Here is an 11,321-nt window from a genome sequence, read left to right as displayed (position 1 = left end):
TTTCAAACTATTCTTTTTTCTAGGTTCAGTTTTTTGCCTTAGATCCGCGGTGTGAACCGCCTTCTCTTTGGCGCTTTATTAATATATCAACTCTCCCCTGAGTTGTCAAGCTTTTTTGCAAAGTTTTCTGCTTGATTTGGAAGTCATAGGCAGCAAGGGTTTCCACTGCTGAGTTTTGTTTTTCATCCCCTAGCTCACTCCTCTTTGCCCCCAACACGCCCTTTTTCCACTGCTAACCGTCTTTTTGGCTGGTCTGTCATCAAGGCCATATAAAATGCTTCGCAAGGTAAAAGACGATCGCACTTAATCGCCCGATCGCGCTGGAGCTAGGGTGTGACGACCGATCGCACGGTTCACCATCACACAAGCAGGTGGTTGGTGAACCTCACTCATATATATAAGTAGTGCGCGCACTCGCTGGACTTGACGAAAGGGGGGTTGGACGTAGGATTAACCCGATCGCCCGCGTGCCGTGTCCCGTTAGACCAAAATCGCCCGCAACTAAACTCTCCTTAATTCAAACAACCCCGAAACACCTGATAGTTAAGTTAGTTATCAGCCTTTGAGGTTCGATATCGAGCTAGCCTCCTCAACGCCTACATCTAAAAAGTGTAAGTGACCCTCCGAATCAGTATTCGTAGCAATCACCAAACCCGTCTTCCCCCAAGGGGCGATCGCCCTAGGTGTAGCGGGGCTGCTAAAATTCCCTACTTGAGTACCTTGACTGTTTAAAACGAGAATCTGCCCCGCAACATCCGCCAAAACCCATCCCCAATTAGCCACACAAGCAGAGACGGGCAAACTTTCCAGGGGAATCCGAGCTACCTTGAGCGGCCACAATTTCATCAACAACACGGCCGCTTTCCCAGATTGAGGAATTCCCAGCAAAGTATAAGGCTCAGGTGTCAGCAGCATCTCTCCGACGCTGGCAGACAACCGCACAGAACCCACCGAATTGCCGCGACGAGTGTAAACCCTAAAAATAGTTTGGGGATTTTTCGGTTCGTTGTCCGGCCAAATGGCTAAGACGTGTCGCCCATCCAAAAACATTAATTCAGGTAAATAGTGTTCCGCGAACGGTACAGTAGCGATCGACCTGGGAGCTTGTTCTAAATTGCCCTCGGCAATGTTTGCACCTAAAGCATAAAAGCGCAGTTCTCCCGGAACAGCCACTGTCAACCAGCGGCCGTGAGAATCAACAGCAGCTTTAAAAGCATCCGCACCTTGCCTTAAACCCGTATCCAGCAAGCAGTGAGGTTCCCAAGATCGATCGCCCATCCAGTAAATTTTTTGTGGAGTCAGAACGCAGCAGCCGTGGGAAGTCGGTAAAATGCCACGCACGGTTTCCGGCATAGATATAGAAGTCGGCATTTCTTCGGTAACTAGCGGATTTTCCGGCTGACACCAAACCTTCACATCTTTATCTACTGCAGCGTAGAGATACTTCTCAGTCGCAATCAAAGCCGTCAGCGGTGCAGAAAGTATCAGCGGCTTTGGCTGCGAAACCGCATAACGCACAGTCTGAAGTAAATTAATAGCCTGCCCTGATGGTTCTTTCTCTTCGACTTGGGTCAAAGAATCAGTGTCGGACTTCAGACTTTTAGCGCCGCGGGTTGCGGGATTTTCCCAAGGAACTATGCAGTCGCCCAATTGCCTGACAGCGGGGTCGTACAGGATCAGCCGCAGAGCTTGAGCCATTTGGGAAGCACTGGCAAAACGCCGGGCCGGAAGCTTTTCCAAAGATTTTTTGACTATTGCTTGTAAAGGTTCGGGAATAGCGTCGGGAAGTTGCAAGCGTTGATTCAGGTGCGCCCACCTCAAGTCTCCGGGGGTTCCACCGAAAGGGCGGTAGCCCATTAGCAACTCAAACAACAGAATTCCCACTGCATATATATCTGACATGGGGGAATAAAGACCGTAAAACCGCTCTGGGGCCATGTAAGCGGGGGAACCTACGGTAGCGTCTGGAGAAAGTTCTTGATGGAGGCGAGTTGTACCGATTTCTGGCAGCCGGCGGGCGATACCAAAGTCAGACAGGCGTGGCGACCAACCTCTGGAGCCTAGAGTTAGGAGAATATTTTCTGGTTTTACGTCGCAGTGAACTACACCTCGGCGGTGGGCGTAGTCTAAGCCTGTTAAAACTTCCATGACTAACTGCAAACCTTCGAGCAGCCGCAAGGGACGGTCTTGTTTGAGCAGGTTGCGGAGGGTTCCGCCCTCGCAGTAGTCCATGACCAAGTACCTGCCTGTAGCTGTGTGTTCTAGAGCTCGGCAGGTGACAATGTTGGGGTGCTGCAAGGTGATCAGAAACCACAGCTCTCGCAAGAATTCGCTAGTTGGGGCTTTTTGATGGCTGAGTTCTTTGAGAGCAACCAGTTGGCTGGTGAGGCGGGAGTCTTTGGCGGGAGTTTCTCGAACGCTGGCACAAAATACCCGACCGAATTGCCCTTGTCCGACTAGCCCTAAAATACGGTATTTAGAATGTTGCATCTGTCTAATTATAGGAAATGCTTGAGCTAGTATTAAAATATGTAAAAAATTCTGACCAAAATTCAAACTTTGAATCGATCGCCAGTTACTGCTATGTTATCTCAGGTTCATTCTCGGCTGACTAAAGGCGATCGCGCAATCGCACCTACTAAAATCCTTGAGCTTCGGAATCAGTATCAATATTGCCTGATTCGGATGCCCGATCTGGAACTACCCGTGGCTGCTATTTTAGTCGATCGCGAGTATTACAGTTTGTTTAAGGCTTTGGAGAAACCGTCTCAGGTTTTAGCCATCGCAGCTTACGTTGGGGAATAGGGCGACTCAACAGCGATTACCAAAACAGCACTCGCGGTTATGCAATCAGGGTTCGAGAACCGGAAGCCGATGCTGTCAAACAATCTTAACGTTTTTACGAATCACCCCAAATTGTTTGAACTTTAAATATTTCACGCTGGCATACTTAATTGGACAGAATGAAAAATCAATATGGTTAAAATTATTAGACTAGATCCAATTGCCGAAGAAATGGCAGTGGAAACCCGATCGAATATCCTGTCTGCCTTACTTTCCAAAGACTTAGACGTTCTCAAGGAATGCGGAGGGCGGGGAATGTGCGCTACCTGCCACGTTTACATTAAAGACGGCATGGAAGGCTTGTCTGACATCAACCGCCGCGAGAGGAGGACGTTGGAAGTCATTACTACAGCTCAAGCCAATTCGCGACTTGCTTGTCAGGCGCAAATTATCGGCGAGGGTGTGGTTGTACAGATACCTGCGGGGATGTACATCAATGCTATCGAAAATGTGGAAGCTCTGATCGGCCGCCGGGCCCAGCAAGATTTGCTACACCCAATTACGGGTCAAGTAGTTGTGGAATCGGGAAAGTTGATTACTCGTTCGATCGTTGCACAGCTTAATGAAACCCGCTTCCAAGTAGGACAATATTTAGTTCGGACTAAAGAAGCGTAAATTACCAACGTTATACCATTTTTCTAAAGATGTGCTGATGAAGTCTTAGCCCCCCGATGCTTTGGGGGGAGTTGGGGGGGTAATATCTAGCGCTACTTTATGAAATTGGTATTAATCTAATTGCGGATGGGGGAAGCTGCCCCAATTAGCGTCAAAACTTGATATGTTGTATTTAAACAGATTGTTGCCCAAAATAAAAAAATTATATGCTGAGCCAACTTGCGCGTTTAAGTACGGAAGCAGACGGACGCTACGCCACTGCTGACGAGCTCCAATTTTTGAAAGACTACTTTCAGTCTTTGAATCACCGGATGAGTGCTTATAAAAAAATTCAAGCCTCTGAAACAGAAATTATGCGGCAAGTGGAAGCACAAATGCGGTCTCTCGACCCTAATTTATTTCGCCGGGGGACTCAAGATGTGACTGAAAAGTGCCGTGGAGATATTCTGCGGGTGTTGAGGCATTCGACGGCAGCACTGTTGATTAATGATACTGAACGGTTGCGCGATCGACTATTGCTTTGGTTGCAAACTATTTTAGGTGCTGTTCAAGTTAGAAATATTGCGACCGTGACCTACGATGTGATGAAAAAGGTACTCAAACAATATCTCACGACTGAAGAAACCAACCTATTTTTTCCTATTCTGGACATGAACCGCACTTTACTGGGCAAATAATCAAGGGAGTTAACACCTTCTTAACCGCGATAAATTTTGCCGTTAGGAAGAATGGCTCCAATCAATTTTGCTCCAGTCAAAGTGGCCTCAGTGAGAATGGCTCCCCGGAGGTTGGCTCCTGTCAAGTCAGCTTTCCGTAAGTTGGCTTTACTCAGGTTAGCTTTGCTCAAATCAATTTCGTGTAGGCAAGAATTAGAAAGGTTGGCACTAATCAGGTAGGCTCCGCTCAAGTTGGCTTTGCTGAGGTTGGCCCCGCTCAAGTTGGCTTCCATCAGATAAGCACCGCTGAAATTAGCTTCGTTTAACAATGCCTCTGCCATATTGATTCCAGTTAAAAGTTTGCCACTCAAATCTACACCAGTCAGGTCTGCGTTGCTGAGGTTGATACCGCTTAAGTGACAGCCATTCAAAGCAATCTTTCTCAGGTAGGTTTTGCTGAGGTCTGCTTTGCACAAGTTGGCTCTTTCCAAGCAAGCTTCGGTGAGGTCTGATTCGCTCAAACACGCGCCGTTTAAATAGGCTTGAGTGAGGTTGGCTCGTCTGAGGTTAGCTTTCAAAAGGTTGGCACCGGTGAGGTTGGCACCGGTGAGGTTGGCTCCGGCTAGATTGGCTTTGGACAATTCAGCTCCGGTGAGCTGTGCTTGGCTCAAGTCTGCTTCTTTGAGACTGGCTAGACTCAAGTCTGCATCTTTCAAGTTTGCCCCGTTGAGATTAGCTTTAATCAGATAGGCTTTACTGAGATTGGCCTCGCACAGAACGACTTTGGAGAGTTTTGCCGCGCTCATATCTGCACCTATGAGACTAGCCTTGAGGAGAATTGCTCCAGTCAGGTTTGCCCAATTCAGGTGAGCACCACTGAGGTTGGCTCCGGTGAGGTTGGCTCCGGTGAGGTTGGCTCCGCTCAGACTTGCAGCCATGAGGTTGGCGCCGGTGAGGTTTGCTCCGCTGAGGTCGGCTTTGCTGAGGTTTGCTCGGCTCAGATGGGCTTTGGTGAGGTCGGCCCCACTGAGATTGGCACCAATTAAGTAGGGTCGCTGCTGGTGTTCGTTGAGGTTGTCCAAACGTAGAGTTGGAGCATCGCTGGAACGGAATAAATCGATCGGACTCAACACAATGCCGCGCAGGTTTGCCTGTCTAAAATCTCTTTCGCCGGCTGCATATCGATTTAGAAGTTCATTGGCGTCCATTAAGTTAGATCAAAAAAATTGAGGTTGTGATTGCTTTTAAGTTTTATGAGTTTGTTGGGTAAGTTGTGAATTGTCTAGCTGCGAGTTTCCAACTTTTTTTGATGGCTAAAACCATTTTTAAAACTCTGTAGCTTTTTTATAATTTAACTTACTTTTTAGATGTTTTTGTAGATGCAATGGTGGAAGAATAATCTCGTTGGCAGTAGATTGACAACAATAAGATTGATTCGTAGTGCGGACTAAAGTCCGCTCTCAGGCTGCGGACTAAAGTCCGCACTACGAAATATTTTTGTTATGGTAATTTACCAGACATGATAAAGTCCATCTGAATATTGGAGCATCTCCGGCTGTGTAAAAATATTGTTTTAGTTGAGTGCTGTCCGCCAAGAGCGAGTGTTGTATAACCTGTGCTGTGCGGGGGGCAGGACTACAAATGCAAAATTTAGATGCTCCCTCTGATAGCAGTCTCCTAAAAAGAAAATTTTAGGCCTGCGTTCCCCACTATAGCAGCGATCGTACCACGTCGGCTCAATTTGCTGCAATCTATAAAAATTGGTAATGAGGAATGCAAGTCCTCATCATTAGAGGACTTGCATTCCTTTCGATCGAACCCATCTGATTGCGATCGCCATTTTCGGAGATGATATTAGTTTTTATTGACCGAAAATTTAAAATATTATCACAGCTATTATAAACCAACTAATAGCTGTGATAATAAGTCAGTTTTTGGGTTTGCAAAGTTTACTAATAATAGCTTCGTGAGTTTCTCCTTCTTCGAGCATTAAATCTGCTGGTTGCAGGCGATCGCGTATCCCTAAAATAAAGCGGTTGCAGTCAGAACCCAAGGATTCGCAAGAAGTTTGCAGGCAGTGGAGTTCTCTACCTGTAAGCTGAGTAAAGAAGGAACTTAAGATTCCTGCTTCTAAAAAACAGGCTGGCCACTTGGATTTGGGGGCTGTTTTGGCAAACAGAGAGTTAGTAATTTTTACTATTAAAAATCCCTGTTCGGAATAGCTGGGGTCAAGTTCAAATGTTCCCCATCCGTGAGTTTTCCAGCACTGTTGCAGGGACTGCAGAAATTCTACCATTTCCATTTCGGAAACTGGCTGACCGTAGTATTCGCTGACTTCTTCGCAAAAACGCACGTAGAAGTTTTTTCCCCACCAGCGACCGCAGTTAAAAAGGACGAGTCGGGAGGCTTGACCGGTTTCTTGTTCTAAGCCGATATAAATGGCTTGAATTAGTGTTTCTGGGAGGGCTATGAGTCGATCGCCCCGGCGGTTCTCCAGCAGCCCGAGTTCAAGGTCGCCTCGGACGTAGGCATCGCTAGCAAAGTAGTTTCCAGGGAGTCGGGGCTGTTTGAGCAGGTCGGCAATATTAATCATTGGAAATTAGGAATTAGGAATTGGGAATTGGGCGGAGCGAAGCGGAGGGATTGGGAATTGGGAATTTGCCTATTCTTCGTTATCTCGATCGATAATCATTGACTGTGCTTGGTCAAAGAATGGTTGCAATATAGCTCTGGCTTGCTCAGAAAGTAGTTCTTTTAAGCGAGTTTGTAGCATATTGCAAACACTTATTTCGATTTTTTGAGTGTGGTGGGCTTCGACGATGCCGGAAACCCAGTCAAGGAGTCGCTGTTCGAGAAAATCTCGATCGTTGAGCAGCATGGCCATAGAGCTGTACCGCAAGACTAAGAGCCAGTGTTTGAGCGATCGTTCTAGGGTTTCTGATTTTTCATCTGGGAATGCTTCTTGTAGCTGGTTGGCGATTGGTTGGAAGATGCTTGCTTCCTTCTCTCGCAAAAATTCATAAATTTTTAAGCGCTGGGAGAGGGTTGCAATTTGACGCTTAAAAGCTATGAGTTCTTCGCCTTTTAAAAAACGGTTTTCTGCCTGATCCAGCAGCGCCTCAATTTCAGGGTGCATAATTTTAATTTAGTGGTAATCGGTTATTGTTGACATACTCCAAGCGCATAAACGCACTCTTGATTCCAAGAATTACTTCTTAGACTTTCTGTTTCTAGGCAACTAACTGCCCGACAGTAGTATTTCTGTTAAGTCTTACGTTCGCTCCACAGACTGAAACGGCAAGACCTGCCGCCCAAATATTTAATAGCTGAATTAATATCGCGGTCATGGTTGGCCCCGCATTTAGGAAAATCCCACTTTCTGGTATTTACTGGTAACTTATCTACAATATTACCGTAATTCCGGCAACGCCTATAGCTAGAAAACCATCGGTCAATTTTGACAAATGTCCTACGGTACTACTCACACTTATATTCAACTTGCGTGATTAATTCTTCCCAACTGGCATCACTAATAGAATCGGTACTTGAATGCTCTCTGTGTCATGTCTCACACCATAGCATTTATTCTCTAAAAGGAAGGAGGAATGAAGAAGGAAGAAGACAAATGGAAGTTGGAAGAAGGAAGGGGGAAGATAGATTTTTTTTTGTTTTCTCTTCCCCAAACAGATTAAAAGAGGTCGAATAGGTCGTCAATGGTGACTTCGGCTGGTTCGGAAATAGAAATTACTGGCAAGGGTGGCGGTAGGGGCAGGGATCCAACTTGGGGAATTCCTTCCCAAGAAATAGCTTGAAAAAATTCGGCTACCGATCGGGTTAAAGTCAGGACTTGACGGGGAGTGGAGCCATTTTGGGTTTCTAAAGGTTTTCCCAGCCAATTGTAGTTATTAAAGAAGTCTTGGACAGACTTGTCCAACCATAAAGTTTGACTTTTCATCTTTCTTCCTGCCTGGAGAGGTCCACCGTCGCACTTTCGATCGCGAATTGGTGGGAGGAAAGGCAGGGCAGGGTATGTGCCTTTCCAGGTTGTTTAGCGCAACATTTCACCGTTTTGCAGTCGATTTTCAATATCGCGGGCGTTAGCACCTTCGTTAAGCCAGAATGCTGCTGCATCAATTTTATCTGGGTTGCCGAGGAGGAATTTACAATAGGTTTCTCCCATCGAGTAACATTGGAGTTCTATGCAGCTTAGAGGCTTTTTGACTAGAGCTCCGAAGAAACCTGCAAACAAACCGGCGTATAGGTGACAGACTGGTTTGCCCACGTCGCCCAACGTGCGAGCAACTGCTGAGTCAAAGAGGTTGATGAAGATGCACCCGTTTTTGCGATCGCTCATGTCCACTTCCCAACGACCCCAACCTTGAGCTGTGAACGGCCACCACCAAGTTTCTAGCAGAAACATGAGATTTGACTGGCGAATGTTCTGGTCGAATTCGGCACTAAACCATTTTTGAAAAAATTCGGAATCTTGGACTCCCCACTGACAACCAATAGTATACATGATTACAGAAGAAGCAGGGCCGACTTCTTCTTCGAGTCCTTCTACCAAGCCGATGATGAAGTCTTCGCTGGTAAAAATGTTGCGCGACTTACCCCAGTCGTTGATTGTTCCAAACTGGCGATCGAAGGCAAAAAAGTCCTGAAACCTATAATGGTTGTGGCTTTTAGGAAATTTTTTCTTGAGTGGGGACTCGCTGGGGGTGGCAATTTCTTTTTGAACTGTAGAGACCATTTAGCGGGTTACTCCTGTTTTGTGTAGTTTGCAAAAAATTAGAATCAAATAGAACAAATAGAGCGGCCTGTGTATCCAATTTAACGTCATTTTTCTGAATAGAGGTAGAGGGTATAATTTTTGACTGGAATATATAGCCTTTCGAGCTCTAATATGAGGTACTATCCGGCCTAGGGCATCTTGCCCCCCGAGGGAAGTCGAAGGGTGGGCATAGGCCGGATAGGGCATAGCTCACCACGCAATCGAACCGCTATATTAAGCTGTGAAACTTTGAGGATGCTGATTTTGGATGATTGGGAGTTGTGGCTGGGGAGAATTGCTGTCGGAGGCTAGAAGGTAAAAGCGGATATAACGTTAAACGACTATGTGTTATCGTTTTGTGCAAGCTGTTAACTATATATATAGGGTATAGGGCGATGAAACATCACGCTTGTATTGCAATAGGCATCAATCAATATCAGTTACTCCAGCCTTTGAGTTATGCCCAAGAGGATGCAGAGGCACTGTACGGTTTTTTGACTGAGGAGGCTGGTTTTGCACCGGAGGGATGTCTGCTGATGACGGATAGCTCGCCGTCGCTGTGGGGTCAATCAACGTATCCGAATCGCGAAAATATTCTGAGGTTGACGCAAAACCTGTGCGCGGAACACTTGCAACAGGGAGATATACTCTGGTGTTTTTTTAGCGGCTACGGTGTCAGCTATGAAGGAAAGGATTATTTGATGCCGGCGGATGGAAATCCGGCGGACATTGAGGGTACGGGGATTTCCGTAGAGTTCCTGTTGAATACTCTGAAAAAGGCTCCTACGGAAACGGTGTTGGTGCTGGTTGATATGAACCGCAGCCAGATTGTGAAGGCGGGGGAAACGATCGGCGCTCAAACGGCCGAGGTGGCGCGGGAGTTAGAAATCCCGACGGTGCTTTCTTGCCGCCCGAATCAAGTTTCGCGGGAAACTTCGGCTTTGCGTCAGGGATTTTTTACGACGGCGCTTTTGGAGGGCTTGCGATCGAGACAGTGCACGACGCTTAAGGGTTTAGACCGTTTCTTGAGCGATCGGCTCCCGGAGCTGTGCGACCACCATTTGCGTCCGAAACAAGAACCTTTGATGGTGGTGAATCCTCCAGGAAAGGCTCATTTGGTGATTTTGCCGGATGCGAATGGGGTGCCAACTGCGGCGCTGGCGGGACGGAATGGGAATATGGCTGTTGGTGTGGCTGAGGGGTTCGATCGCCCACAAGTCGGAGTGGCTACGGCTAGCATCGATCGGCCGGAGGCTACTAACAATGCGATTGATGCGCCGGTGGAGAAGCCGCCTGTGTCGCCGCCAAATGTTGTCCCTGCTGCTGGTGGGGGGAACGATCGACCGAACTCGGTACCTCCGCAGGATGCGGATAACAGCGGCTCGGACAAGTCGTTTTTGCAGCAGCTAGTTTTGTGGAGTGGAGCTACGGCTTTGGTGCTGCTGTTGGGTGTTTTTCTGACGAACCGATCGATTTTTGTCGGTCAGCAGGAATCAGAGCCTCCATCGCCTGTTGAGAATGCACAAAATCCTCCGCCTAAAAAATCTACTGCTGCTATTTTGCCGCAGAAGCAACCGCAGGCGGTGGAAGCCGCGAGTGGAACTAAGCAAACTGAGTCAAGCCAGCAGGTGTGGGCTGAGGCGAAAACTTTCCTTAAGGATGGTTCGGCTTCTAGTTTTAATCGAGCGGTAGTTAAGGCTCGAACGATTGCGGCTAGCGATCCGCTCTACCCACAGGCTCAAGAGGATATTGAGCGCTGGAGTTTGACGATTTTGGATATTGCTAACGGGCGGGCGACTCGGGGCGACTTTACCGGGGCGATCGCAGCGGCTAAATTGATGCCTGATGTCAATAAGGCGGTTTACAATCAGTCAAAAGAGGCGATCGCTCAGTGGGAAGAGCTATCAAAAGAGCAGCAGGCAAATACTGCTTTGCTATCGGCGGCTAAGGGTCAAATTAAGCGGGGAGTTGCCTCTTCTTACGTTAAAGGCATCCAGCAAGCTAGTAAAATTAAGGCTGGTCAACCCAAGTATGAAGAAGCTCAGCAGTTGATTGGAGAGTGGAGCGAAGCTATTCTGAAAATTGCTCAGTTGCGCGGCTCTCAAGGAAAGCTGAATGATGCGGTTGAAACTGCTTCGCTGATACCGTCGGGTACTAAGAGTTATCAGCCGGCTCAAAAGGCTATCGCCAATTGGAAAGCTAAGCTGAAACGATAGAAAAAAGGTTGGTTTAGTTGATAATTTCCCGGTTTCCACCGGGAAATTATTTTAGCTACCAAGTTGAGGTAGGTCGATCGCCCGATCGCTCTTATAGTCATTTCAAATAAAAAAGAGACACTATTGAGCGCAGTAGGCACAGATAAGTTCATCTAAAGATGTGCCAGCAGGAGCATACATTCTGGCTCGCTTTAAGGCACTAAAATCGTGTTCAATATC

At 47.2% G+C, this 11,321-nt stretch carries 11 protein-coding genes and 1 pseudogene; 4 read left to right on the top strand and 8 right to left on the bottom strand.

Annotation, left to right across the window (positions count from 1 at the left end; all coding sequences use genetic code 11):
- Nucleotides 1-555: 555 nt before the first annotated feature.
- On the bottom strand, nt 556-2,490 hold the full coding sequence (locus tag IQ263_RS26515) for a serine/threonine-protein kinase (protein ID WP_194071057.1): 1,935 nt from the start codon (nt 2,488-2,490) through the stop codon (nt 556-558).
- Between the two features lie 93 nt (nt 2,491-2,583).
- Here IQ263_RS26515 and IQ263_RS26510 point away from each other — a divergent pair, with 93 nt between their 5' ends.
- The 3 genes from IQ263_RS26510 (at nt 2,584) to IQ263_RS26500 (ending at nt 4,136) form a co-directional block, all read left to right on the top strand.
- Nucleotides 2,584-2,805 carry a hypothetical protein gene (locus IQ263_RS26510; RefSeq protein WP_228050383.1) on the top strand — a complete coding sequence of 74 codons (222 nt, stop codon included), beginning with the start codon at nt 2,584-2,586 and terminating at the stop codon, nt 2,803-2,805.
- Between the two features lie 171 nt (nt 2,806-2,976).
- The gene (locus IQ263_RS26505) at nt 2,977-3,459 is read left to right on the top strand and encodes a 2Fe-2S iron-sulfur cluster-binding protein (RefSeq protein WP_194071056.1); all 483 of its coding nucleotides are present in this window, start codon (nt 2,977-2,979) and stop codon (nt 3,457-3,459) included.
- Nucleotides 3,460-3,665: 206 nt separating this feature from the next.
- Nucleotides 3,666-4,136 carry a globin family protein gene (locus IQ263_RS26500; protein WP_194011820.1) on the top strand — a complete coding sequence of 157 codons (471 nt, stop codon included), beginning with the start codon at nt 3,666-3,668 and terminating at the stop codon, nt 4,134-4,136.
- Between the two features lie 20 nt (nt 4,137-4,156).
- On the opposite strand, the gene IQ263_RS26495 is transcribed toward IQ263_RS26500, so the two are convergent.
- The 6 genes from IQ263_RS26495 to IQ263_RS26470 all read right to left on the bottom strand — a co-directional run bounded on the left by IQ263_RS26495 (nt 4,157) and on the right by IQ263_RS26470 (nt 8,865).
- The gene (locus tag IQ263_RS26495; protein WP_194071055.1) at nt 4,157-5,323 is read right to left on the bottom strand and encodes a pentapeptide repeat-containing protein; all 1,167 of its coding nucleotides are present in this window, start codon (nt 5,321-5,323) and stop codon (nt 4,157-4,159) included.
- Nucleotides 5,324-6,042: 719 nt separating this feature from the next.
- Nucleotides 6,043-6,708 carry a V4R domain-containing protein gene (locus IQ263_RS26490; protein WP_194071054.1) on the bottom strand — a complete coding sequence of 222 codons (666 nt, stop codon included), beginning with the start codon at nt 6,706-6,708 and terminating at the stop codon, nt 6,043-6,045.
- A 69-nt stretch (nt 6,709-6,777) separates the two neighbouring features.
- Nucleotides 6,778-7,251 carry a globin family protein gene (locus tag IQ263_RS26485; protein ID WP_194071053.1) on the bottom strand — a complete coding sequence of 158 codons (474 nt, stop codon included), beginning with the start codon at nt 7,249-7,251 and terminating at the stop codon, nt 6,778-6,780.
- A gap of 128 nt (nt 7,252-7,379) precedes the next feature.
- Nucleotides 7,380-7,571, bottom strand: a complete 192-nt coding sequence (locus IQ263_RS26480) for a zinc ribbon domain-containing protein (RefSeq protein ID WP_194071058.1) — start codon at nt 7,569-7,571, stop codon at nt 7,380-7,382.
- A gap of 232 nt (nt 7,572-7,803) precedes the next feature.
- Entirely contained in the window at nt 7,804-8,070 is a 267-nt protein-coding gene (locus tag IQ263_RS26475) for a hypothetical protein (RefSeq protein WP_194011816.1), read from the bottom strand.
- A gap of 93 nt (nt 8,071-8,163) precedes the next feature.
- Nucleotides 8,164-8,865 carry a V4R domain-containing protein gene (locus tag IQ263_RS26470; protein ID WP_194071052.1) on the bottom strand — a complete coding sequence of 234 codons (702 nt, stop codon included), beginning with the start codon at nt 8,863-8,865 and terminating at the stop codon, nt 8,164-8,166.
- Between the two features lie 416 nt (nt 8,866-9,281).
- Between IQ263_RS26470 and IQ263_RS26465 the strand changes: the two genes are divergently transcribed.
- Complete coding sequence (locus IQ263_RS26465; RefSeq protein WP_194071051.1) at nt 9,282-11,102, top strand: caspase family protein; 1,821 nt, start codon at nt 9,282-9,284, stop codon at nt 11,100-11,102.
- A gap of 120 nt (nt 11,103-11,222) precedes the next feature.
- On the opposite strand, the pseudogene IQ263_RS26460 reads toward IQ263_RS26465, so the two are convergent.
- Nucleotides 11,223-11,321: pseudogene (locus IQ263_RS26460) on the bottom strand (IS630 family transposase); the annotation flags it as partial.

The organism is Tychonema sp. LEGE 06208, assembly GCF_015207505.1.
GTDB lineage: Bacteria > Cyanobacteriota > Cyanobacteriia > Cyanobacteriales > Microcoleaceae > Microcoleus.
The sequence above is the reverse complement of the archived record's forward strand: the minus strand, read 5'-3'. Positions and strand labels throughout refer to the sequence as shown.

Coding starts and splice junctions, on each gene's coding strand:
- IQ263_RS26485 (WP_194071053.1), bottom strand. CDS start 7,251: ATGCACCCTGAAATTGAGGCGCTGCTGGATCAGGCAGAAAACCGTTTT.
- IQ263_RS26475 (WP_194011816.1), bottom strand. CDS start 8,070: ATGAAAAGTCAAACTTTATGGTTGGACAAGTCTGTCCAAGACTTCTTT.
- IQ263_RS26490 (WP_194071054.1), bottom strand. CDS start 6,708: ATGATTAATATTGCCGACCTGCTCAAACAGCCCCGACTCCCTGGAAAC.
- IQ263_RS26465 (WP_194071051.1), top strand. CDS start 9,282: ATGAAACATCACGCTTGTATTGCAATAGGCATCAATCAATATCAGTTA.
- IQ263_RS26470 (WP_194071052.1), bottom strand. CDS start 8,865: ATGGTCTCTACAGTTCAAAAAGAAATTGCCACCCCCAGCGAGTCCCCA.
- IQ263_RS26515 (WP_194071057.1), bottom strand. CDS start 2,490: ATGCAACATTCTAAATACCGTATTTTAGGGCTAGTCGGACAAGGGCAA.
- IQ263_RS26510 (WP_228050383.1), top strand. CDS start 2,584: ATGTTATCTCAGGTTCATTCTCGGCTGACTAAAGGCGATCGCGCAATC.
- IQ263_RS26495 (WP_194071055.1), bottom strand. CDS start 5,323: ATGGACGCCAATGAACTTCTAAATCGATATGCAGCCGGCGAAAGAGAT.
- IQ263_RS26505 (WP_194071056.1), top strand. CDS start 2,977: ATGGTTAAAATTATTAGACTAGATCCAATTGCCGAAGAAATGGCAGTG.
- IQ263_RS26500 (WP_194011820.1), top strand. CDS start 3,666: ATGCTGAGCCAACTTGCGCGTTTAAGTACGGAAGCAGACGGACGCTAC.